24 protein-coding genes and 2 tRNA genes are annotated in these 22,624 nt (G+C 64.5%); 19 read left to right on the top strand and 7 right to left on the bottom strand.

Features of this window, described 5'->3' with window-relative positions:
* Positions 1–5: 5 nt before the first annotated feature.
* Positions 6–82, top strand: a tRNA-His gene (locus AC1DT7_RS17765).
* Positions 83–122: 40 nt separating this feature from the next.
* On the top strand, positions 123–1,175 hold the full coding sequence (locus AC1DT7_RS17760) for a Glu/Leu/Phe/Val family dehydrogenase (protein WP_478037438.1): 1,053 nt from the start codon (positions 123–125) through the stop codon (positions 1,173–1,175).
* Between the two features lie 16 nt (positions 1,176–1,191).
* Here AC1DT7_RS17760 and AC1DT7_RS17755 read toward each other — a convergent pair whose 3' ends face one another.
* Positions 1,192–2,067 carry an alpha/beta hydrolase gene (locus AC1DT7_RS17755; RefSeq protein WP_478037493.1) on the bottom strand — a complete coding sequence of 292 codons (876 nt, stop codon included), beginning with the start codon at positions 2,065–2,067 and terminating at the stop codon, positions 1,192–1,194.
* A 359-nt stretch (positions 2,068–2,426) separates the two neighbouring features.
* Positions 2,427–3,407, bottom strand: coding sequence for an acyltransferase family protein (locus AC1DT7_RS17750; RefSeq protein WP_478037437.1), 981 nt, complete (start codon positions 3,405–3,407; stop codon positions 2,427–2,429).
* 423 nt (positions 3,408–3,830) lie between these two features.
* Here AC1DT7_RS17750 and ccmC point away from each other — a divergent pair, with 423 nt between their 5' ends.
* The 7 genes from ccmC to AC1DT7_RS17715 are packed head-to-tail and all read left to right on the top strand — an operon-like array spanning position 3,831 to position 8,624.
* Positions 3,831–4,553 carry a heme ABC transporter permease CcmC gene (gene ccmC, locus AC1DT7_RS17745; RefSeq protein ID WP_478037435.1) on the top strand — a complete coding sequence of 241 codons (723 nt, stop codon included), beginning with the start codon at positions 3,831–3,833 and terminating at the stop codon, positions 4,551–4,553.
* Positions 4,550–4,657 carry a heme exporter protein CcmD gene (ccmD, locus tag AC1DT7_RS17740; RefSeq protein ID WP_478037433.1) on the top strand — a complete coding sequence of 36 codons (108 nt, stop codon included), beginning with the start codon at positions 4,550–4,552 and terminating at the stop codon, positions 4,655–4,657. Before ccmC ends, ccmD begins: the two co-directional genes overlap by 4 nt.
* The gene (gene ccmE, locus AC1DT7_RS17735; RefSeq protein ID WP_478037431.1) at positions 4,654–5,088 is read left to right on the top strand and encodes a cytochrome c maturation protein CcmE; all 435 of its coding nucleotides are present in this window, start codon (positions 4,654–4,656) and stop codon (positions 5,086–5,088) included. Before ccmD ends, ccmE begins: the two co-directional genes overlap by 4 nt.
* Positions 5,085–7,052, top strand: a complete 1,968-nt coding sequence (locus AC1DT7_RS17730; protein ID WP_478037430.1) for a heme lyase CcmF/NrfE family subunit — start codon at positions 5,085–5,087, stop codon at positions 7,050–7,052. The genes ccmE and AC1DT7_RS17730 overlap by 4 nt, the downstream gene beginning before the upstream one ends.
* Positions 7,049–7,579: a DsbE family thiol:disulfide interchange protein gene (locus tag AC1DT7_RS17725; protein ID WP_478037428.1), complete on the top strand. Its 531-nt coding sequence runs from the start codon at positions 7,049–7,051 to the stop codon at positions 7,577–7,579. The genes AC1DT7_RS17730 and AC1DT7_RS17725 overlap by 4 nt, the downstream gene beginning before the upstream one ends.
* Entirely contained in the window at positions 7,576–7,980 is a 405-nt protein-coding gene (locus tag AC1DT7_RS17720; RefSeq protein ID WP_478037426.1) for a cytochrome c-type biogenesis protein, read from the top strand. The genes AC1DT7_RS17725 and AC1DT7_RS17720 overlap by 4 nt, the downstream gene beginning before the upstream one ends.
* Complete coding sequence (locus AC1DT7_RS17715; RefSeq protein ID WP_478037424.1) at positions 7,980–8,624, top strand: tetratricopeptide repeat protein; 645 nt, start codon at positions 7,980–7,982, stop codon at positions 8,622–8,624. Before AC1DT7_RS17720 ends, AC1DT7_RS17715 begins: the two co-directional genes overlap by 1 nt.
* A gap of 115 nt (positions 8,625–8,739) precedes the next feature.
* Here the strand turns inward: AC1DT7_RS17715 and ald are convergent, their stop codons facing one another.
* Positions 8,740–9,846: an alanine dehydrogenase gene (ald, locus tag AC1DT7_RS17710; RefSeq protein ID WP_478037422.1), complete on the bottom strand. Its 1,107-nt coding sequence runs from the start codon at positions 9,844–9,846 to the stop codon at positions 8,740–8,742.
* Between the two features lie 129 nt (positions 9,847–9,975).
* On the opposite strand from ald, the gene AC1DT7_RS17705 reads away from it, so the two are divergent.
* The 4 genes from AC1DT7_RS17705 (at position 9,976) to AC1DT7_RS17690 (ending at position 13,112) form a co-directional block, all read left to right on the top strand.
* Complete coding sequence (locus AC1DT7_RS17705; protein ID WP_478037420.1) at positions 9,976–10,416, top strand: Lrp/AsnC family transcriptional regulator; 441 nt, start codon at positions 9,976–9,978, stop codon at positions 10,414–10,416.
* A 159-nt stretch (positions 10,417–10,575) separates the two neighbouring features.
* Positions 10,576–12,483: a potassium transporter Kup gene (locus AC1DT7_RS17700; protein WP_478037491.1), complete on the top strand. Its 1,908-nt coding sequence runs from the start codon at positions 10,576–10,578 to the stop codon at positions 12,481–12,483.
* Positions 12,480–12,989 (top strand): 2'-5' RNA ligase family protein, encoded by a 510-nt coding sequence (locus AC1DT7_RS17695; RefSeq protein ID WP_478037419.1) that lies wholly within the window; start codon positions 12,480–12,482, stop codon positions 12,987–12,989. Before AC1DT7_RS17700 ends, AC1DT7_RS17695 begins: the two co-directional genes overlap by 4 nt.
* Before the next feature lie 46 nt (positions 12,990–13,035).
* Positions 13,036–13,112, top strand: a tRNA-Met gene (locus AC1DT7_RS17690).
* Positions 13,113–13,145: 33 nt separating this feature from the next.
* On the opposite strand, the gene AC1DT7_RS17685 is transcribed toward AC1DT7_RS17690, so the two are convergent.
* On the bottom strand, positions 13,146–13,613 hold the full coding sequence (locus tag AC1DT7_RS17685; protein ID WP_478037489.1) for an NUDIX domain-containing protein: 468 nt from the start codon (positions 13,611–13,613) through the stop codon (positions 13,146–13,148).
* Between the two features lie 101 nt (positions 13,614–13,714).
* Here AC1DT7_RS17685 and AC1DT7_RS17680 point away from each other — a divergent pair, with 101 nt between their 5' ends.
* The 3 genes from AC1DT7_RS17680 to trxB all read left to right on the top strand — a co-directional run bounded on the left by AC1DT7_RS17680 (position 13,715) and on the right by trxB (position 16,736).
* A complete protein-coding gene (locus tag AC1DT7_RS17680; RefSeq protein WP_478037418.1) occupies positions 13,715–14,827 on the top strand; it encodes an S-(hydroxymethyl)glutathione dehydrogenase/class III alcohol dehydrogenase in 1,113 nt (370 codons plus the stop codon).
* Complete coding sequence (gene fghA / locus AC1DT7_RS17675) at positions 14,827–15,663, top strand: S-formylglutathione hydrolase (protein WP_478037416.1); 837 nt, start codon at positions 14,827–14,829, stop codon at positions 15,661–15,663. The genes AC1DT7_RS17680 and fghA overlap by 1 nt, the downstream gene beginning before the upstream one ends.
* Positions 15,664–15,770: 107 nt before the next feature.
* Entirely contained in the window at positions 15,771–16,736 is a 966-nt protein-coding gene (gene trxB, locus AC1DT7_RS17670) for a thioredoxin-disulfide reductase (RefSeq protein ID WP_478037414.1), read from the top strand.
* 427 nt (positions 16,737–17,163) lie between these two features.
* On the opposite strand, the gene AC1DT7_RS17665 is transcribed toward trxB, so the two are convergent.
* The 3 genes from AC1DT7_RS17665 to AC1DT7_RS17655 are packed head-to-tail and all read right to left on the bottom strand — an operon-like array spanning position 17,164 to position 18,906.
* The gene (locus tag AC1DT7_RS17665) at positions 17,164–17,946 is read right to left on the bottom strand and encodes a hydrolase 1, exosortase A system-associated (RefSeq protein WP_478037412.1); all 783 of its coding nucleotides are present in this window, start codon (positions 17,944–17,946) and stop codon (positions 17,164–17,166) included.
* Entirely contained in the window at positions 17,934–18,623 is a 690-nt protein-coding gene (locus AC1DT7_RS17660; protein WP_478037410.1) for an alpha/beta hydrolase family protein, read from the bottom strand. The genes AC1DT7_RS17665 and AC1DT7_RS17660 overlap by 13 nt, the downstream gene beginning before the upstream one ends.
* Positions 18,624–18,633: 10 nt before the next feature.
* Positions 18,634–18,906, bottom strand: coding sequence for an acyl carrier protein (locus tag AC1DT7_RS17655; protein WP_478037408.1), 273 nt, complete (start codon positions 18,904–18,906; stop codon positions 18,634–18,636).
* Between the two features lie 107 nt (positions 18,907–19,013).
* On the opposite strand from AC1DT7_RS17655, the gene AC1DT7_RS17650 reads away from it, so the two are divergent.
* The 3 genes from AC1DT7_RS17650 to AC1DT7_RS17640 all read left to right on the top strand — a co-directional run bounded on the left by AC1DT7_RS17650 (position 19,014) and on the right by AC1DT7_RS17640 (position 22,623).
* Complete coding sequence (locus AC1DT7_RS17650) at positions 19,014–20,648, top strand: acyl-CoA ligase (AMP-forming), exosortase A system-associated (RefSeq protein ID WP_478037407.1); 1,635 nt, start codon at positions 19,014–19,016, stop codon at positions 20,646–20,648.
* Entirely contained in the window at positions 20,645–21,868 is a 1,224-nt protein-coding gene (locus AC1DT7_RS17645) for a pyridoxal-dependent decarboxylase, exosortase A system-associated (RefSeq protein WP_478037405.1), read from the top strand. Before AC1DT7_RS17650 ends, AC1DT7_RS17645 begins: the two co-directional genes overlap by 4 nt.
* A gap of 110 nt (positions 21,869–21,978) precedes the next feature.
* Entirely contained in the window at positions 21,979–22,623 is a 645-nt protein-coding gene (locus AC1DT7_RS17640; protein ID WP_478037403.1) for an XrtA/PEP-CTERM system exopolysaccharide export protein, read from the top strand.
* The last annotated feature ends 1 nt before the right edge of the window (position 22,624 follow it).

Raw genomic sequence — 22,624 nt, 5'->3', positions numbered from 1 at the left:
CTGCGGCGATCGTAGTTCAATTGGTTAGAGCGTCGGCTTGTGATGCCGGATGTTGCGGGTTCAAGTCCCGTCGGTCGCCCCATTTTTTCATCAGCCCATTTTTTGTTAACTGGGATAATCGCGTGACCAGCGGCTGGGGCTTCCCCGATTTCGACGACCATGAGGGCGTCCACCTGTTCACCGATCCGGCCTCCGGGCTTCAGGCGGTGATCGCGGTCCATTCGACTCATCTCGGCCCGGCAGCGGGCGGCGTGCGCTTCTGGCATTATGCAGACAGCGACGGCGCGATCACCGATGCGCTGCGCTTGTCGCGAGGCATGAGCTTCAAGAATGCGATGGCGGGCCTGCCGATGGGCGGCGGCAAGGGTGTGGTGCTCGCGGCGAAGCCTGGCGATTCGATCACGGTGCCGCAGCTCGAGGCGTTCGGCCGCTCGGTGGATTCGCTCGGTGGTCGCTATGTGACGGCCGAGGATGTCGGCATGTCCGAAGCGAGCATGAAGACCATCGCGACCATGACCCGCCACGTGTCCGGCCTGCCGGTCGCGGCTGGCAGTGCCGGCGGCGATCCCGGACCGTTCACGGCGATGGGCGTCTATCTCGGCGTGAAGGCGGCCGCGAAGCGTGGCCTCTCGGCCGATTCGATGAAGGGCGTGCACGTCGCGATCCAGGGCGTGGGCAGCGTTGGTGGCGGCCTCGCCCGGCTGCTCGCGCAGGATGGCGCGCGGCTGACCCTCGCCGACGTCAACGCCGACAAGGCGGCAGCGCTCGCGGCGGAACTGGGCGCTGAGGCGGTGGCGGCAGATTCGATCCTCGGGATCGAGGCCGATATCGTCAGCCCCAACGCGCTCGGGGCGATCCTGACGGCCGAGTCGATTGCGGCACTGCGCACGACCGTGGTGGCCGGCGGCGCGAACAACCAGCTTGCGACCAAGGCCGACGGCACGCGCCTTGCGGGACGCGGCATCCTCTACGCGCCCGATTACGTCATCAACGCGGGCGGCATCATCAATGTCGGTCTCGAATATCTCGGCCAGGGCGACCGTGCCGAGGTGGAGGCCCGTATCGCGCGCATTCCGGACCGTCTCGTCGAGGTCTGGGACGAAAGCGACCGCACCGGCGCGCCGACATCGGATGTGGCGGACATGATCGCAAGGCGCCTGATCGGCCGCGGCTGAGCAGGCTTCAGGTCTTTCAAGGGGCCGCCGCCGACGGCGCTTGCGGCCCGACCTTGTGATCGATCGTAAATTGCGAGACGATCTGAACCACGGCTTGGTTGGCGATCCCGCCGAAGGTCGTGTTGAAATCATGCCCTGAATAAGGGAACATAACCAGTTGCACCTGACTGCCGGCAGCTTCTGCCCGTCGTGCGAAATCCTTCGCCGCGGCCACGGGCAGTAACGGATCGTTCGTTCCGCAAAGGATCAGCGTCGGTGGATTTTGCGGGCGGATATGGCGCCGCAGATCCACGGCGGCGTAACGCTCCGGATATTGTTCGGGCGGGCCGCCGATATACTGGGTGAGATATCGGCGCTGCTGGTCCTGTAGCTCACCAGCATGCTGCCACGATCCGACCACATCGATCAGCGGCGCCTTGACGACCACTGCGGCGACGCGCGGTATCGTCGGGCCGCAGGACGGATCCGGATTTTTCGCGCCGCTTTCATAGGCAGCAGCTATCGCCAGACTGCCGCCAGCCGAGGCGCCGCTTATCGTCAGTCGCTTCAGATCCAGACCCAATGTGGCGGCGTTGGCGCCGGTCCAGGCGAGCGCACAGCGGACATCGGCGATGGCAAGGTTCCAAGTGGGGCGGTCGGGCCGCGCCAGCCGATAATCGATGCTGATGACGGTCCAGCCGCGATTGGCATATCCGCGCATATTAGCGGCACCGGTGCTGCGACTTCCCTCGACGAAACCTCCACCATGAACGACCAGCAGTACCGGGCTCAAGGCTTTCGGGCTGGTCCTTCGGGCATGATAGATGTCCAGCGATAGCGCCTCACCCTGCGGACGGGCATATATCCGTGTCTCGTCAGGCCCTGCGCTTTCGCTGTACTCGCGCAACGACATTGTTTTGAGCAGGTCGATGCGGGCGCCGTTGCTGATTGCGACGTACAGAAGATGCGACATCACCCAGGCGGCCGCCAGCGCGGCGACCGACGCCACCGCGATCAGATAGCGTGTCATGCCTGTCCTTCGCCGCGAATGTGCCAGCAACCCGACGACCAGCACCGCGATCGAAAGCAACAACAGCCAGGGTACGTGATTGGGCACCACCCCAGAGGCGTAGATCCGGACCCACGGGACAATCGGCACGATCGCCGACAACAGCAGGACGATGCACGGCAGGACCAGCAGCCATGCGATAGTCAGACTGCCGGTTCGGAGTAGCTGCCATATCTGGGTCATAAAGCTCACTCCGACGATACTCAGCCAGGTGCAGCCGCTTCCGGAAACGCCAGGCGGACCGGCAAGTTGCGCGGCGATATCCCCAATATTCCTGCGACATCCGGTATCCGGACAAGGACTGCCCGGGCAACGATCAGCGTTAGCAGAGAGAATAGCAACATGGGGAGCCGAAAGACGTGGCAACTTTCCCACAGCCCGAAAACCATCGGATGCCAAAGATAGAAAAACAGGCTCTCGCGTCCGATGCTCGCGACCAGCGGAATGTTGAACGAGATGGTTCGGACCATGGGCAGGAGGATGATGAGCGGCACGCACAAGGTCAGGTTGGCCGCTACTTCGGCCAAAGGTCTCAGTTGATTGTAGAGCCCGCACCACCACAACAGTCCGATGGGTACCAGCAACAGGGCCGCTCGTTGCTGACGTCGCTCAGGTGGGTGACGCGCGACCCACAGCCCCAGGAAGAAATAGATCGGGTAGACGAAGAAGCGGCGGTCCGGCGTCCAAGAATGGAACTGCTCGATTATGTGGCCAACGCCAAAAACATACATGGCGCCAATGCTCGCAGGGACGGCGATCGCAAGCATGGCGGTCGCGCTGCGTCGGCTGACCGTTGCCGTAAGGATGAAAACCATCATGACGGGCACGAACCACAGATGGAACGGTGGCCGGACGAAAATGTAAAGCGGGCTAAGATACCCCAGTTGCTGAGTGATTGTCAGATATACGGCGCAAGCGACCAGCCAAGGTAGTATAAGTCGGGCGTAGTATTTCTGGAAAAGCGTCGACACCGCGGCCGATCGAGCCCGGTCGAGGTTGAACATATAGCCGGTCAGGCCAAGAAAGAGCGGCATGCGAAAGCCATGGCCGATCCAGTTGAGGAAGCTCGCGCCTTGGGTGACGTCATCGAAGTGGCCTAAGATTACTGCAAGAACGAGCAGGCCTCGAAATAGATCTATGCCTGTGTTTCTGTTCGTATTTGATCCTCGGAGAACCGTTAACATTCAACATCCTCCCCGCTGCGACAGAGCCGGGGAGGGAAATGCCCGAGAGCGGTTAACGGAGGGTTCCGGACGCAAATCCTGGCTTGCATTGCTGGCAAGAGATGTCTCCGATTCGGTGGTAATGGAATTGTCTTGCTGTCGCTGGCACGGGGGCGTTCCACTGATTATTTTAGGATGTTTTTGGCGGCGATGAACGGTCGCGAGGTAACAGCCTCATTTTGCGCGTGACCGTGTCCAGATATGCTCGCCGTATTCTAAAAAGCGCGCGAAACCCGACCAGGGTTGGGCGATACATGGCGCATATGGCGCTTATGGGACGGATGACCCATCCGACCTCATCCTGGTTGGTGGCGGATCTTGTGGTACATGCGCGCTACGCACGGTTGAGTAGCACCCCAACTCCCTCTAGGACACGAAGCGACCGTGCCCAGCCTTCATGCCCTTGCGAATCCCGCGCGCTTCCTGAAGCTCGCCCGCCCATTGACCCCGATCCTGTTCTGGTCGGGGCTGGGGCTGCTTGCGATTGGCCTGTGGGGCGCGCTGTTCCGTATCCCGCCCGATTATCTCCAGGGCGAGACGGTGCGGATCATGCATATCCATATCCCGACCGCGTCGCTCGGTATGGGCGCCTGGGCCGGGATCGCGCTTTCGTCGATCGTCTATCTGGTCTGGCGGCATCCACTGGCAATGGTCGCTGCGCGCGCCATCGCGCTCCCGGGAGCGGTGTTCTGCGGCCTATGCCTTGTCACCGGTTCGATCTGGGGGCGGCCGACCTGGGGCACCTGGTGGCAATGGGATGGCCGGCTGACCTCGATGCTGCTGCTGTTCTTCGTCTATCTCGGTTTCATGGCGCTGACCCGTGCCGATGCCGAACGGGGCGGGGACGGGCGAATCCCCGCGATCTACGGCATCGCCGGATCGGTGCTGCTGCCGATCATCCGCTATTCGGTCGTGTGGTGGAACACGCTGCATCAGGGACAGAGCATCAGCCTGACCAAATCGACCATCGACAATTCGATCCTCTGGCCGCTGCCTTTCACCTTGCTCGGCTTCTCGCTGATCTTTGGTGCTGTGGTGCTGATGCGGATGCGGACCCTTCTCGCCACGGCCAAGGCCGAGGCGCGCATGCGGCGGATGGCGGCATGAATCCCTGGCCCTTTGTCATCGGTGCCTATGGCATCACCTTCGCAGCGATCACGGCGCTGGTTGTCTGGAGCTGGATCGCGATGCGCGGGAGCGAACGTAAATGAAGGCCAAGCATCAACGGCTGACCCTGGCGCTGCTCGCGGTCGCGGCGGTGATCGGCGCCGCGTTGCTCGCGCTATCGGCGCTCAAGGACCAGGCGGCGTTCTTCTATGCGCCGGGCGATGTTAAGAAGGGAGAATTGCCGATCGGCCGCGCGGTACGGCTCGGTGGCATGGTACAGGCCGGGTCGATCGCCAAGCAGCCGGACGGCATCTCGATTCGCTTCATCGTCACCGACGGCGTCGCCACGGTGCCCGTCGCGTTCAAGGGCATCGTGCCCGACCTGTTCCGGGAGAAATCGGGCGTGGTGGCGGAGGGCAGCTTCAACCCGGACGGCAGCTTCACCGCGACCAACCTGCTCGCCAAGCATGACGAGAAGTACATGCCACCTGAAGTCGCGGGCAAGATGCACGAGACGAAGACGCTCGAACAATGATCGCCGAAGCAGGCCTGGCCGCGCTCTGGTTCGCCGCCGCGCTCGCTGCATTGCAGCTGGCGCTGGCTGCCATCGGCGTGCGGCGCTCGATGTTCTCCATCCCGGCCAAGGGCGGCGATGACGATATCGCGCTTACCAACCAGATCCTCTCCGCGGTACGGCCGGTCGCGGTGGTGCAGGGGCTGCTCGCCGGGCTCGCGCTCCTGCTGCTGCTCACCGTCTTCGTTCGCTCGGACATGTCGGTGCTGCTGGTCGCGACCAACAGCCATTCCGACAAGCCGCTGATCTACAAGATCGCCGGCGCCTGGGGGAACCACGAGGGCTCGATGCTGCTCTGGGTGACTATCCTGGGGCTGGCGGGTGGCGCGGTCGCTATCCTGGAACATCGCCTGCAACGCACCACGCTGATCGCGACGCTCGGCGCGCAGGCGATGATCGCGCTCGGTTTCTACGCCTTCCTGCTGTTCTCCTCCAATCCGTTCGCCCGGTTGAACCCCGCGCCCGCAGACGGCAACGGCCTCAATCCGCTGTTGCAGGATCCTGGCCTCGCCTTCCATCCGCCGACTCTCTACATCGGTTATGTCGGCATCTCGGTGGCGTTCTCCTTTGCGGTCGGCGCGCTGGTGACGCGCGATGTCGGACCTGCTTTTGCGCGCGCGATGCGGCCCTGGGTGCTCGGCGCCTGGATCTTCCTGACGCTTGGCATCACCGCCGGCAGCTACTGGGCCTATTATGAGCTCGGCTGGGGTGGCTGGTGGTTTTGGGACCCGGTCGAGAACGCCTCGCTGATGCCTTGGCTCGCCGCAACGGCGTTGCTCCATTCGGTGACCGTGCTGGCGACCCGAGACGGGCTGCGTGCCTGGACGGTGATGCTCGCGGTCGTCGCCTTCTCCATGTCGATGATCGGCACCTTTCTGGTGCGGTCGGGCATCCTGACCAGCGTGCACGCCTTTGCGGTCGACCCCAAGCGCGGCGCGTTCATCCTCGTCTTGCTTGCGCTGTATATCGGCGGGGCGCTGCTGCTGTTCGCGGCGCGGGTCGGCACGGTGCGCCAGGGCAGCACCTTCGAGCCGGTCAGCCGCGAAGGCGCGCTGGTCGCCAACAACCTATTGCTGAGCGTGATCCTGGGCATCGTGCTGATCGGCACCCTTTACCCGATCGTCGCCGCCGGCATGGGCGTGCAGCTTTCGGTCGGTCCGCCCTTCTTCGACAAGACCGCCGGGCCGATCGCGCTGGTGCTGGTCGCGATCATGGGGGCAGGGCCGCTGATGCGCTGGCGCCGCGACGAGGCCAATGCAGTGCTCGGTCGGGTTATGGTGCCGGTGGCGGCCACCGGCATAACCTTCGCTGCGTTCGCGGCGCTTGGCGGCGGCATCGGGATCCTGCCGCTACTGGGGCTTTCCCTCGCGGTCGGTGTCGGCACGGCGAGTGTCGCCCCGCTGTGGAAGCGTAACCTTCTCCGCACACCACTGTTCACCTGGGGAATGGTGATCGCGCATCTCGGCATTGCGGTCAGCCTTGCCGGCATGGCCTCGGACAGCGCCTTTACCCAGCAGACTTTGGTCGCGGCGCGGATGGGAGAGCCGCAGCGCGTTGGCCCGTTCACCGTCACACTTGATCATATCCGCCCGGTGATCGGCCCCAATTGGTCGGCGCTCGAAGGCACGCTGACGGTGCGGCGCGGTGACGGTGCGCCCTTTATCCTGAGCCCGCAATCGCGCTTCTTCGCGTCGCCGCCGACCGTCACCAGCGAATCCGCCATCGCGACGAAGATCGATGGGCAGCTCTACACAGTGCTTGGCCAGGAGGATGAGCAGGGCCGCTGGCAGCTTCGCCTGTGGTGGAAGCCGTTCGTCACCCTGATCTGGCTGGGTGGGGCGTTGATTGCCTTTGGCGGGGCTTTGTCGCTGCTCGGTCGCGTGCGGCGTGAGCGCCGCGTCGCTGCGCGGGAGGAGGAGGCGTGAAGCGTCTGCTGCTTTGGGTGCCGTTCGCTGCGTTCGCGCTGCTGTTCGTCGTAGTGGCGAGTGGGCTGTTCGCGCCTGCGGACCGCACGGTGAAATCGGCCATGGTGGGCAAGCCGCTGCCGAAATTCACGTTGCCTGCGATCATCGACACCAAGCCGGGTATCGGCACCGAGACCTTCAAGCAGGGCAAGCCAAGGCTGCTCAATGTGTTCGCGAGCTGGTGCATCCCCTGTATCGCCGAAGCGCCGAACCTGATGCGGCTGAAGGAGATGGGCGTGCCGATCGACGCGATCGCGATCCGCGACACCGGTCCGGCGATCCGCGGTTTCCTCGCGAGAAACGGCGATCCCTATGATCGGATCGGCGACGACAAGGTCAGTGCGGTGCAATTGTCGCTTGGCTCGTCGGGCGTGCCGGAGACCTTCGTGATCGACGGGCAGGGACGGATCGTGAAGCAGCATATCGGCGACATCCGCGCCGAGGATATTCCTGGCATTCTGGCAGCTCTGCAGGCGGCGCCGAAATGAGGCGTCTCGCATTCCTCCTGCTGCTCCTCGCGGCGCCACTCCATGCCGATAGCGGCCTGCCGCCGGCCGCGCTCGCCAACACGCAACTGCGCGATCCGGCGAAGGAGGCCACCGCCCGGGCACTGATGGTCACGCTGCGTTGCCTTGTCTGCCAGGGGCAGTCGATCGCCGACAGCGACGCCGATATGGCGGGCGACATGCGCGCCCTGGTACGGCAGCGTATCCAGGCGGGGGAAAGCCCGGATTCGGTCCGGCGCTGGCTGATCGAGCGCTATGGCGACTATGTCACCTATGACCCGCCGTTCAACGCCACGACCGCGCTGCTGTGGCTCGCGCCGCTGGTGATGCTGGCGGCTGGTGCGTGGCTTGCGCGCGGCAGTTTCAAGAGGAAGCGGCGCTGATGGGCTGGATCATGCTTGCCCTGGTCGGCGTGGCGTCAGCGGCGGTGCTGTGGCTGTCGGGCGTGTCGCGTTCGCTGTGGAGCTTCGTCGGCGCGGCGATGATGCTCGGTGCGGCGGGTTATGCGTTGCAGGGCAGTCCTGCTCTGCCGGGCCATCCGGTAGCGGCCAATGCCGAACCCATCGACGTCGATGCCGGGCTGGTCGAGCTCCGCGATTCGATGCTCGGGCGTTACTCTGCGGAAGGGGCCTATCTGATCGCCGCCGATGGCGTGACGCGTGCTGGTGATACCCGTAGTGCGGTGCGGGCGGTGCTGGGCGGGATCAACAAATATCCCCGCAGCCTGGCGCTATGGACAGGCCTCGGCTCGGCGCTTTCGCTGCACGACGGCAGCGTATCGCCGGCGGCCCTCTATGCTTTCAAGCATGCGGCCGAGCTCAACCCGAAACATCCCGCGCCGCCTTATTTCCTCGGCCTCGCCTATATCCGGGCCGGCGAATATGCGGTCGGGCGGCCCTATTGGGCCAAGGCGATCGAGCTGTCGCCGCCCGAGCAACCCTATCGCAAGGACATCGCGGCGCAGCTTGCACGGCTTGACGCGTTCCTTGCTGCCGAACAGGCCCGGCCTTTGGGGCCTGCGAACTAGGATCGACTTCGCTCGGCATGAGCGAGGGGCGCTACCCGCCCGATCGTCGATTCAATCGGCCTCGGCAGGCTGGCGCGTCATCGCGATGACCGGCCTGCCGAGGGGTTGATCGGGTTCAGCCCTGCCAGGCCTCGAACGGCAGATCGAGCGCGTCGGCCACTGCCTGGTGGCGGATATTCCCGCCCGAAACGTTCAGGCCGTTGGCGAGATGCGGATCGGCCTTCATCGCCGCTTCGGCGCCGAGCGTGGCCAGCTTCATCACGAAGGGCAGGGTGGCGTTGTTGAGCGCGAAGGCCGAGGTGCGGGCGACGGCGCCCGGCATGTTCGCCACGCAATAATGGATCACTCCATCGACCTCGAACACCGGGTCTTCATGCGTGGTGGCATGCGATGTCTCGAAACAGCCACCCTGATCGATCGCGATGTCGACCAGCACCGAACCGCGCTTCATCGTCTTCAACATCTCGCGCGTGACCAGTTTCGGCGCGGCCGCGCCGGGCACCAGCACGGCACCGATGACGAGGTGCGCATTCTTCACCGCCGCGGCGATCGCCGCCTTGGAGGCATAGGCCGTCTTGATCTGGCTGCCGAAGAACATGTCGAGTTCGGCCAGCCGCGCGTTCGAGATGTCGTAGATCGTCACATCTGCACGCATGCCGACCGCCATCTGCGCCGCGTTGACGCCTGAGACGCCGCCGCCAAGGATCGCGACCCGCGCCGGTGCCACGCCGGGCACGCCGCCCAGCAGAACACCGCGGCCGCCCTGTTCCTTCTCCAGATAGTGCGCGCCGACCTGGATCGACATGCGGCCGGCCACTTCGGACATCGGCTTCAGGAGGGGAAGGGAACGGTCGTTCGCCGTCACCGTTTCATAGGCAATGCAGGTCGCACCGGACTTCATCAGGCCCTCAGCCTGCGGCTTGTCGGCGGCGAGGTGGAGATAGGTGAAGAGCAGATGGCGCGGCTCGAGCATGGCCACTTCGCCCGGCTGGGGTTCCTTGACCTTCACGATCATGTCGGACTGCGCGAACACGCTTGCCGCATCGGGCAGGATCGTCGCGCCTGCCGCGATATAATCAGCGTCTTCGAAGTCGATGCCGAGGCCGGCGCCGGTCTGCACGCGCAGCGTGTGCCCGGCCGCGACCAGCTCGGCGACCGAAGGCGGCGTAAGGCCGACGCGATATTCGTGGTTCTTGATTTCCTTGGGGACACCGATGCGCATGGAAGCTCTCCTGGATTTTCCGGGAGTTTACACCAGAGGGGCCGGGAAGTGCTTGCAAAGTCCGCTGACGGGCAACGCGGCTTGCAATCATATTGTGCTCGCACCCATATGCGCGCAATGGAATCCCGAATGGATCTTATTGACCGCAAAATCATCGCGCAGCTTGGCGCCGATTCGGGCATCACCAGCGAGGAATTGGGGGAGCGAGTAGGGCTTTCTCCTTCCGCCGCGCATCGGCGTGTGAAGACGTTGGAGCAGCAGGGTCTGATTTGCGGCTATCGTGCTCGCCTGTCGCGCGAGGCACGGGGCAATCCGTCGACCGTATTCGTATCGGTGACGCTTACGGATCAGCGCCAGGCGACGATGATGTCTTTCGAGAAGGCACTGGAGCATACGTCCCAGGTGACCGAGGCTCATCTGATGAGCGGCGAATCCGACTATCTGCTCAAAGTGCTGGTCTGCGAGGATGACAGCTATGAGCGCATTCACCGCGAGGTGCTGTCGGCATTGCCGGGCGTCCACCGGCTCGTCACCCAGTTCACCATCCGCACCCTTGCGACGGAGGAATAGGATGGTGTCGTGCCCCAATCCGGGTGGCGTTGCGGGGGCATTGGGGCCGTGCTACTGCGCCGCCTCTTCGAACGCAGGGGCGCAGTTCGGTTCACCCATGACCTATATAGTTGAAAATCGGGCAAGATTGACCCGGCCGTGAGCAGCGATTCGCCCAGCGTGGACGAGTCCGCGCCCGCCGAAGCCACGGCATCCGCCATTCACCATCACAAGGACGGTCTCGCCAAGCTAGCGCTCGGCGCGATCGGGGTCGTGTTCGGCGATATCGGCACCAGCCCGCTCTATGCTTTCCGCGAAACCTTTGCGGGCCACCACAAGCTCGCGCTCGATCCAGCCCATATCTGGGGCGTCGTCAGCCTGATGTTCTGGTCGATGATGGTCGTCGTGACTTTCAAATATGTCTCGATCATCATGCGCGCCGACAACAAGGGCGAAGGCGGCAGCCTGGCGCTGCTCGCGCTGATCAATGGCCAGACCAAGACGCGGCGCTGGTCGAACGGCATCATCCTGCTCGGCGTGTTCGCAACCGCGCTGTTCTACGGCGACTCGATGATCACGCCGGCGGTGTCGGTGCTGTCGGCAGTTGAAGGCCTTGCGGTCGCAGCGCCCGCATTCGGCGGCCTGGTGATCCCGATCGCGGTCGTGATCATCATAGGCCTGTTCATGATCCAGCGCAGCGGCACGTCGCGCGTCGGGCTGTTCTTCGGCCCGATCATGCTGATCTATTTCGCGGTGATCGCGACGCTCGGCCTGCTCAGCATCGTCCATACGCCCGAGATACTGAAGGCTTTCTCGCCGCATTATGCGGTCGCGTTCTTCATGCTCGATCCGATCCGCGCTTTCCTCGCACTCGGCTCGGTCGTGCTCGCCGTGACGGGGGCGGAGGCGCTCTACGCCGACATGGGGCATTTTGGGCGCAACCCGATCCGCGTGTCCTGGCTGTTCTTCGTGCTGCCGGCGCTGATGCTGAACTATATGGGGCAGGGTGCCCTGCTGTTCAGGGAGGGTGCCCATGCGCTGCGGAGCCCCTTCTACATGCTCGCGCCCGAGAATCTGCAGCTTCCGCTGGTGGTGCTCGCCACCGCCGCCGCCGTCATCGCCAGTCAGGCGGTGATCTCCGGCGCCTTCTCGGTCACCCAGCAGGCGATCCAGCTCGGCTTCATTCCGCGACTGCGCATCGAGCATACCAACGCCGCGACCGCGGGTCAGATCTATATCCCGCTGGTCAACTGGGCGCTGCTGGTGATGGTGCTCCTGCTGGTCATGTTCTTCCGCACCTCGTCCAACCTCACCTCGGCTTATGGCATCGCGGTTACGGGTGCGATGCTGATCGACACCTGCCTGCTCTCCGTGGTGCTCTTCCGGCTCTGGAAGTGGCCAAAATATGCCGCAATCCCGCTGCTGGCGGTCTTCTTCCTGGTCGATGGGGCCTATTTCGCGGCGAACCTGACCAAGGTGCCGTCGGGAGGCTGGTTCCCGCTGCTGGTCGGATTCATCATCTTCACCTTCCTGACGACCTGGTCGAAGGGGCGGCAACTGATGATCGATCGGATGCGGGAGGCAGCGATGCCGATCAAGGTGTTCATCTCGTCCGCCGCGAGCTCGGCGACACGAGTCCCCGGCACCGCCGTGTTCATGACCTCGTCGCCCGAGGGCGTTCCGCACGCGCTTCTTCATAATCTGAAGCACAACAAGGTGCTGCACGAGCGGGTGATCCTGCTGACCGTGAAGATCATGGACGTGCCCTATCTGCCCGAGTCGGACCGCTTCATGCTGGAGAATTTGGGCGATGGCTTCCACCGGATGATCCTGCGCTACGGCTTTATCGAGGAGCCGGACGTGCCGGTTGCGCTGTCGCGCGTGCATCAGTGCGGCGCCGATTTCCGCATGATGGACACCAGCTTCTTCCTGGCGCGGCAGACGCTGCTGCCTTCGGCCCGGCCGGGCATGATGATCTGGCGTGAGAAGCTGTTCGCCTGGATGCTCCGCAATGCGGAAAGCGCGATGGAGTTCTTCCGCCTGCCGACCAACCGTGTGGTCGAACTCGGCAGCCAGCTAGAGATTTGAGCGAGTCGTCGCCGATTATCGTCACGGCCCTGTTCGGCAGGGCCGACCTTGCCTGGTTCGATGGCCTGCGCCGGGCGCACTTTCCACCCGAGCGCAACCAGCTGGAGGCGCATCTGACGATGTTTCATCATCTTGCGCCGTCGCTCGATGCTGAGCTGAAGCATCGGCTGGCCGGCGAGACCAGGGGCGTGAGGCCGCCCCAGGCGTGGGCCGCTGGGCTGATCTCGCTCGGCGGAGGGGTGGCGTTCCGCATCGAGAGCCCGGAACTGGCGGATATCCGCGACCGGCTGGCCGAAGCCTTTGCGCCGATGCTGATGCCGCAGGACCGGGCCGGGTGGCGTCCGCATGTGACGATCCAGAACAAGGTGGCGCCGCAGCAAGCCAAGGCTTTGCTGGGTGCGCTGGAGGCGGAATTCAGGCCGCGACCGGTCATGATCGCCGGGCTGGCGAGCTGGTGGTATCGCGGCGGGCCATGGGCGCCGCTGTCGCGTCATATGTTCGCTTGACCGGGACGGGGGACCGCTCCTATAGGCGCCGCTCTCGAATGGCTGGGGCGGAGTAGCTCAGCTGGTTAGAGCACGGGAATCATAATCCTGGGGTCGGGGGTTCAAGTCCCTCCTCCGCTACCATTTCGTAGTGGGCCCACCTGCCATTCGCGAGATTCACAAGTTTACCGAATCGATCCACCGCCGCGCGCGCCAGGAGATGTTGGCGGGCATCGCGTCGGGATCAGCCTCGATCACCCGTTCGATCTCGATCGACCAGCGGTTCGGCCGATAGACGACATTGCGGACGAAGAAGACCGAGGCGTGGTCCAGCCGGTTATGGACCTGCTCCTCCACCTTAAAGGCGAGGATGGGGGCGTCGTGCCCGGTCATGCCGATCTCTTCCCGCAGCTCGCGCAGCACGTTCTCCTCGGCGCTCTCGCCGGGCTTGCGGCCGCCGCCGGGCAGGTGCCAGCCGCGCGCATAGCTCAGTTTGACCAGGATGATCCTGCCCGCCGGGGTGAGGGCGATGGCGTGCGCTCCCTCGACATCGGGGCGGGTGAGCGACCAGATGCGGCTCCGGCCATATTGGAACCCTCCGACCAGGACCCGGAGCGCCTTCCGGTAAAGGGTGTGGATTGCCATGGTCACGGCATGGTGCGTTGCCGCGGTGGACGCAATCTCCCTTCTGCGCCTTTTCCGTCCCGTCCAATTGGGCTAGCGCAACCTCATTCAAGGAGATGCCCATGAAGACCCGCGCCGCCGTAGCATTCGAGGCCAAGAAGCCGCTTGAGATCGTCGAGCTCGATCTCGAAGGGCCCAAGGCGGGGGAAGTGCTGGTCGAGATCATGGCGACGGGCATCTGCCATACCGATGCCTACACGCTCGACGGTCTCGATTCGGAAGGGCTGTTCCCCAGCGTCCTCGGCCATGAAGGCGCCGGTATCGTGCGGGAGGTCGGCGCGGGCGTGACCAGCGTCAAGCCGGGCGACCATGTCATCCCGCTCTACACGCCGGAATGCCGCCAGTGTAAGTCGTGCCTCAGCGGCAAGACCAACCTGTGCACCGCGATCCGCGCGACCCAGGGCAAGGGCCTGATGCCGGACGGCACGAGCCGCTTCAGCTATAAGGGCCAGACCATTTTCCACTATATGGGCTGCTCGACCTTCTCCAACTTCACGGTATTGCCCGAGATTGCCGTCGCGAAGATCCGCGAGGACGCGCCGTTCAAGACGAGCTGCTACATCGGCTGCGGCGTCACCACCGGCGTCGGCGCCGTGGTGAACACGGCCAAGGTGCAGGTCGGCGAGAACATCGTCGTGTTCGGCCTGGGCGGGATCGGCCTCAACGTGCTGCAGGGCGCGCGGATGGCAGGCGCGAATAAGATCATCGGCGTCGACATCAACCCGGACCGTGAGGAATGGGGCCGCCGCTTCGGCATGACCGACTTCATCGACGCCCGCGGCAAATCGCGTGAGGAAACCATCGCCGCGATCCTGGCCCTGACCGATGGCGGTGCCGACTTCACCTTCGATTGCACGGGCAACACCGAGGTGATGCGTACCGCGCTCGAGGCCTGCCATCGCGGCTGGGGCACCAGCATCATCATCGGCGTAGCCGAGGCGGGCAAGGAGATCAGCACGCGGCCGTTCCAGCTCGTCACCGGCCGCAACTGGCGCGGGACCGCATTTGGTGGCGCCAAGGGGCGGACCGACGTGCCGAAGATCGTCGACTGGTACATGAACGGCAAGATCGAGATCGACCCGATGATCACACATGTCCTCAGCCTGGAGGAGATCAACAAGGGCTTCGACCTGATGCACGCCGGCGAGAGCATCCGCAGCGTCGTGGTCTACTGATGGAGACGGTCAGCACCAACAGGGCCCATAGCGGTGTGCAGGGTGTGTACCGGCACGAGTCGACCGTGACGGGTACGCCGATGACCTTCTCGGTGTTCGTACCCGAGCATGAGGCCGGCGCGACACTGCCTGTGCTGTGGTATCTGTCGGGGCTCACCTGCAGCCACGCCAATGTCACCGAGAAGGGCGAGTATCGCGCCGCCTGTGCCGAGCATGGCGTGATCTTCATCGCGCCCGACACCAGCCCGCGTGGCGACGAGGTGCCCGATGACGAGGCCTATGACTTCGGCAAGGGCGCCGGCTTCTATGTCGATGCGACCGAGGAACCGTGGTCGGCCAATTTCCGCATGCGCAGCTATATCGAGGACGAGTTGCCGGCCTTGATCATGGCCGAGTTCCCGATGGCCGATTTGACCCGGCAGGGCATCACCGGCCATTCGATGGGCGGGCACGGTGCGCTGACCATCGGGCTGCGTAACCAGGGGCGCTTCAGAAGCGTGTCGGCCTTTGCCCCGATCGTGTCGCCATTGCATTGCCCGTGGGGCGAGAAGGCGCTGACCGGCTATGTCGGCAGTGATCGCGCGGACTGGCGGACCTATGATTCCTGCGCGCTGATCGCCGATGGCTTTCGCGTGCCGGAAATCCTGGTGGATCAGGGCGATAAGGATAATTTCCTGACAGAGCAACTCAAGCCGGAACTGCTTCGCGAGGCGTGCGACAAGGCCGGGATCGACCTGACGCTTCGCATGCAGCCCGGATACGACCACAGCTATTATTTCATCTCGACCTTCATGGCCGATCATGTCGCCTGGCATGCCACGCGGTTGAAGGCCTGAAAGCAAAACTGCGCGCTCCGGCCATTCCGCCGGCGGGGCTGCGTCGCCATGTTGCCACCCAACACCGATCGCCCCTAGATGCGCGCGACCTTATTACGGACGACTCCATGACCACCCACACGACCCGCATGCTCATCCTTGGCTCTGGCCCCGCCGGCCTGTCCGCCGCGATCTATGGCGCCCGCGCCGGCCTCGCGCCGATCGTAGTGCAGGGCATCCAGCCCGGCGGCCAGCTGATGACCACGACGGACGTCGAGAATTATCCGGGCTTCAAGGACGTGATCCAGGGGCCATGGCTGATGGAGCAGATGCAGGCACAGGCTGAGCATGTCGGCACGCGCATGATGTGGGACACGATCGTCGAGATCGACCTGTCGAAGCGTCCTTTCCGGCTGATCGGCGACAGCGGCGATGTCTATGAGGGCGATGTGCTGGTCATCGCGACCGGCGCCCAGGCGAAATGGCTCGGCCTCGACAGCGAGGAAGCGCTGAAGGGCAAGGGCGTGAGCGCCTGCGCCACCTGCGACGGCTTCTTCTTCCGCGGCAAGAAGATCGCGGTGATCGGCGGCGGCAACACCGCCGTCGAGGAAGCCCTGTACCTGACCAACCATAGCGACGACGTGACCCTGATCCACCGCCGCGATTCGTTCCGCGCCGAGAAGATCCTCCAGGACCGGCTGTTCGCGCACAAGAACGTGAAGGTGTTGTGGAACAAGGAGGTCGAGACCTTTGTCGATGGCGGCGGCAATGCCGGCCTCGTAGCGCTCGACCTTGTCGATACCGTCACTGGTGAGAAGTCGCGGCTCGATGTCGAGGGCGGCTTCGTCGCAATCGGCCATCACCCGGCTACCGAGCTGTTCCGCGGACACCTGGAGCTGGATTCGGACCATTATATCAAGGTCCAGACCGGCTCGACGCGCACCAGCGTGCCGGGCGTGTTCGCGTGCGGCGACGTGATGGACAAGGTCTATCGCCAGGCAGTCACGGCGGCTGGCACGGGCTGCATGGCGGCGCTGGATGCCGAGCGCTTCCTGGCCGAGGCGGATTTCGAGATCGCCGAAGCGGCCGAATGACGCTCCGAGGGTCGCGACCCTCCAACATTTCCCAACAGTTTCGGCGCTTGGGCGGTTTTGTTTTTTCTTCCGCTGTTATGTTGGATTTTCCGGTAGAAAATCCTGTTTCGTCTCAGTGAGTTGGGCGACGTTACCGCTGTTATGCGTAACAGCGGTAAAATGCAGTGATTTCTGCGGAAAATACCGCTGTTTTGCGCTGGATCAGCCGCTGCTCGCCGTCCGATTTTTCCGGTTATGTCAAAGAGCGCTGCCCGGCGTGGTTGGCGATCCGGTAGCGGGGGTTTCTGGCGGTTGAATCAACCCTGCCAATTCTCGTCTGCGGCGAGGCCGGAATCTAGTCGATAAGGCTTTGGCGACGACGCGCGACGCCAACTTTCGGGCGTCCCCCAACTGGGCCCCGGCCTCCGCCGGGGAACGGGAAGAAGGATTATCGACCGAGCGCGACGAGGATCTGCTCGAACAGCCATTGCTTGTCGGCCTGGGTGGCGAAACTGTGGCTGTCGGTGTCGTATTCCCGCAAGCTGATTTGGGCGAGCGGGGCTGTTTCCCAATGTTTGCGGAAGGCGATGGCGGTGTTGTCGCGTCGGGCCAGCAGGATGGTGATGGGGATGGTGCTTGTCGCCAGTGCCTCCATCAGGCGGGTGGCGAGGCTGTCAGGAGTCGCAGGCTTCGTCGCAGACATCTTGCGCAAACCACCGAAAACCTTACCGATATTCACGCCGCCGCGCAGCAGGCGCAGCACCTCGTTCGGGTTGCGGAGCTTTTCGGCATAGCGCGCGCGGATCGCGGCGGCGGGGGGCAGATCGTCGTCGTCCTCGATCACCCAGGGGTTGGCGAGGATCAGGGCGTCGATCCCGGCGACGCCGTGGAACAGGGCGAGGGCAGTCGCCGCGTCGCAATTGCCGAACGCGATAAGGCGCCTGATGCCCGTCTCGGCGACGAAGGTTGCCGCGGCGGCGGCGATGTCCGAGGCAGAATCGAGGAAGCCGTGATTCTCGCCGGTGGAATCGCCGATGCCGCGCCTGTCGTAGCGCAGGACCGGTATGCCCGATGCGGCCAGGCGCGCGGCAAGCAATGCCATGCCGCGATGCGCGCCGATCCGTATCTCGTTGCCGCCGGAGACGATCAACAAGCCGGTAGTCGCGTCGCCCTCGTCGAGCGTGCCGGCGAGCCTGTCGCCGGCGCAGGGGATGGTGATCAGGCGCCGCATGAGGCGATCCAGGCGGCGATATCGTCCGCGAGGAGACGGGCGAGGGCAGGGTCGTTGTCAGGCTCGCTGCGGCGCCAGAGCGGCGAGCCGGCGATGTGGCGGTCGGCGGGCTGCATGTCGGTTGCGAGGCGAACGGTACGCAGGCGATCGGCCGTGGAGGGCATCGTCGCCTTGAGCTGGGCGAGCAGGGGGCGCGAAAGACGGTTGCCGGCCAGTTCGACCGGGGGGCCGGGGAGTTCGATTGCGTCGTCCGCGCTGTCCTTGCCCGTAGCGAGACGTGTTCGCAGCAGATCCCGGACCAGGCTTTCGCCTGTGACGGGCGCGAAGTGCCAGCGACTGGCAAAGGGCGCGTCGATCAGGGTGCCGCCTCGGAGAGCGACGCCATGGACCTCACCATGTTTCGCCCGGACGGTCTTCACCAGCGCCGAAAGGGAGGCAACCCAATCGCTTAGGGTGATATCCTTAGCTTCTGTCCGACTTTCGCCGGTCCCGGGCAGGTCCGGCAATATCCCGGCGATACCGCGATCGGCCAGTGCCCGCAGCATGGCGACCATGAAGGCGCGGGTACGGTTGGCTTCCTCGAACAGTGGCATCACCGCGATTACGACCGGCCCGGTGGCGGGACCGAAGCGAAGCATCGCCTCGCGCCCGCCGGGCCAGTCATACTGGTCGTTCAAGGCCAAACCTTCACTGATTTGCCTTGGCAGCGGCAAAGCTGACCAGCGAGCCGAAGGTCTCGAGCATCTCGCCATCGACCTCGTCATCCTCGATCAGGATGCCAAGCCGCTCTTCCAGTTCGGTGAGCATGCCCGCCACGGCCATTGAATCGAGTTCCGGCAGGGCGCCGAACAAGGGCGTTTCGCTGCGGAAGGCGCCGACGCGTTCCTCGCTCAGGCCAAGAACGTCGCGTAGCACCGCGCGGACCGCGGTATCGATTTCGGCATTGTCGTCAGGCAGCACTATCGACCCCAGTTTCTTCCCCTAATGGCTTTCGCCGTTAGAGAATGGGCGGAGCGATGCCAAGTGCAGGCCTTGGCAGCATGCTTGCGCGGTGCGTATCAGGGAGCATGATCCCGCTCGATCCCACACCGCGACCGATCGATAGCTTGCCCGCGCGAGGGGTGGCGGATGACGTCGCGCTGATCGACAAGGCCGGGACGCTTGATTTCGCCGGGCTGGAGGTACTGACGGGATCGGTGGCCGCATGGCTTTCGACCCAAGGCCTGGTGCCAGGATCGCGCGTGGCATCGTGGCTTCCCAAGACCCGCCTTGCTTGTGTGCTGCCGATGGCTGCCCCACGCGCCGGTCTGGTGCATGTGCCGATCAATCCGGTGCTCAAGCGTGCCCAGGTGGCCCATATCCTGGCGGATAGCGGCGCCACCCTGCTGATAACCCAGGGTGCGCGGGCAGGATCGCTCGAGGCCGGCGATGTATCGGCGGACTGCCGGCTGGTGCTGGAGGGAGAAGTGGCGGCCGATGACGTCATGCCGCCATCCTCGGCCGATCCGGCTGCGCTGGCCGCGATTCTTTACACGTCGGGTTCGACCGGACGGCCCAAGGGTGTGATGCTGAGTCATGCCAATTTGTGGCTCGGGGCGATCTCGGTCGCGCACTATCTGACGCTGTCGCCTGTTGATCGTGTGCTCGGCGTGCTGCCGCTGAGCTTCGATTATGGGCAGAACCAGCTTTTCTCGACCTGGGCAGCGGGCGCGTCGGTGGCACCGCTCGATTATCTGACGGCGCGTGACGTCATCAAGGCGGTGGAACGGGTCGGGGCGACGACGCTCGCGGGTGTGCCGCCGCTCTGGGTGCAGCTGCTCGAAGCCGAGTGGCCGGGCGAGACGGCGGCGCGCCTGAAAAGGCTCACCAATTCTGGAGGGGCGCTGACACCTGCGATGATTCGGGCGTTGCGGCATCGTTTCCCGCAGGCCGATCTCTACCCGATGTACGGTCTGACCGAGGCCTTTCGATCCACCTATCTCTCGCCCGACCTGGTCGACGCCCATCCCGAGGCGATCGGACGGGCGATCCCCTTTGCCGAGGTGATGGCGGTGCGGACCGACGGATCGCGCGCGGCGGCGGGGGAGCCGGGCGAGCTGGTCCATGCCGGGCCGCTCGTCGCGCAGGGTTATTGGCAAGATGCCGAGCGAACCGCGCTGCGCTTTCGGCGTGCGCCCGACTGGGCAGAGCATGGCGGCATGGCGGTGTGGTCGGGCGATACCGTGATCCAGGGCGAGGACGGACTGTTCCGTTTCGTCGGTCGCGATGACGAGATGATCAAGAGCGCCGGTAATCGCATCAGCCCGACCGAAGTGGAGGAGGCGGTGCTGTCTGGCGGGGAGGCGGCCGAGGCAGTTGCGATCGGTGTGCCCGATGCCCGGCTGGGGCAGGCGATCGTCGTGGTGGTGCGGGCGATTGCTGATGCGGGCGAGGCTGAGGTCCGGCTGCGGGAGCGGTTGCGACGGGAATTGCCGAGCTTCATGCAACCTGCGCGGTATGAGTGGGTGGTTGAGATGCCCCGGAATGCGAATGGCAAGTTGGATCGGGCGGCTATCACGCGTTCCGTTCGCCCTGAGCTTGTCGAAGGGTTGCCCTTTTCTCCTGGCGAAGAGGAAGAGCAGGGCTTCGACAACCCCGGATCGAGTCCGGGGCCGAACGGGGGTGGGGGGAGATCTTCCGGCGACAAGGGAGTGACGTCATGAAGCCGATGGGGGCGATTCCGGCAGAATTCCGTGGGGACGGACCGTTGAAGATCGGCGGCAAGCCCGTCGAAGCCTGGATCGAGCTAGCGGGCGACACTCCCCTGTTCGTTTATGATGTCGCCATGGTCGAGGCCCGGATCGCTCGGTTGCGTGTCGCGATGCCGGCCGGCCTCGACCTGCATTATGCGATCAAGGCCAATCCGTTCGCACCGCTGATCGCCGCCATGGCGCCGCTGGTAGATGGGCTGGATATCGCCTCGAAGGGTGAGATGGCGCTCGCCCTTGCCGCGAAGCCGGGCAGCGCGATCAGCTTTGCCGGGCCGGGCAAGCGTGACGACGAGATCGCGGCAGCGATAGAGGCCGGGGTGACCCTGAACCTCGAATCCGAGGGTGAGGCGGGCCGCGCGCTGACGATCGCCGAACGGCTTGGCGTAACGCCGCGACTTGCCGTGCGGGTCAATCCCGAGATCGAGCTGCGCGGATCGGGCATGCGCATGGGGGGCAGGGCGTCTCCCTTCGGCGTGGACGCCGACCGGGCGGGGGCTCTGGCGAAACGGGTGGTCGCAGCCGGAGCCGATTGGCGCGGATTCCATATCTTTGCTGGATCGCAGGCACTCGATCCGCAGGCGATCATCGAGACCCAGGCCGAGACGCTGGCATTGGCCGGGCGGCTTGCGGAAGAGGTTGGCGTCACGCCGCCACTGGTCAATCTGGGCGGCGGTTTCGGCATTCCCTATTTTCCGGGAGAGGTGCCCCTGGACATAGAGGCGATCGGTGCTGCGCTCGGCGACCGCATGACGTCGCTTCCGATGGCGTTGGAGGGCACGCGTTTCGCCGTAGAACTCGGGCGCTGGCTGGTGGGCGAGGCCGGAGTCTATCTGACGCGGGTGATCGACCGGAAGGAGAGCCGGGGCGAGGCATTCCTGGTGGTCGATGGCGGTCTGCATCACCAACTGGCGGCGTCGGGCAATTTCGGCACGGTGGTGAAGCGCAATTATCCGGTGTCGGTCGCGACCGCAGCCACTGGTGCCGATGTCGAGACGATCAGTGTCGTCGGGTGCCTGTGCACCCCGCTCGACCGGCTGGCTGACCGAGTCTCGTTGCCCGTGGCGCATCCCGGGGACGTCATCGCTGTCTTCATGGCGGGGGCTTACGCACTGTCCGCAAGTCCGGCCGCCTTTCTCGGACATGAGCTTCCGGGCCAGATCCTCGCCACTTAGGCAGTTACTCCTAACGTAATCTTCACCTCTTCCGCCCCATAGCGAGACCATTGCCGCGAACTTTGCCGGACTGACGTCACCGGTTGAGACAGACGGCGGGAGGTTTTACGATGGGTTTTTCGGTGCGTTTCAAAGGCTTGACTTTATTGGCTGGCAGCGCCCTCATGCTCAACGGGTGCGCTGGGGGTGGCGGGCGATCGCAGTTGCCGCCGGCCAGCTTCGTGGCGTCGCAGGAACAGCCGGGCGAAGAATATATCATCGGCCCGCTCGACCAGCTCAATATCTTCGTGTGGCGCAATCCCGAATTGTCGGCGAAAGTGCAGGTGCGCCCCGATGGCCGCATCACCACGCCGCTGATCAGCGACATGCCCGCGGTCGGCAAGACGCCGGCAATGCTGGCCGACGACATGAAGATTGCGCTTGGCGAGTATATCAAGGACCCGATCGTCTCGGTCATCGTCGAGAATTTCTCGGGCACGTTCAGCCAGCAGGTGCGCATCGTCGGCGCGACCGAGAAACCCGCGTCGATCCCGTACCGCGCCAACATGACCCTGCTCGACGCGATGATCTCGGTCGGCGGTCTCAGCCAATATGCCGCCGGCAACCGCGCCAAACTGGTGCGCTACGATCGGAACACCGGCAAGCAGGTGGAATATAACATCAAGCTGTCCAGCCTGCTCAAGAACGGCGATTCGAGCGCGAACGTACGGCTCGAGCCGGGCGACGTGATCATCATCCCCGAGAGCATGTTCTGAG

Source organism: Sphingomonas sp. P3_C6 (assembly GCF_056402595.1).
The sequence above is the reverse complement of the archived record's forward strand: the minus strand, read 5'-3'. Positions and strand labels throughout refer to the sequence as shown.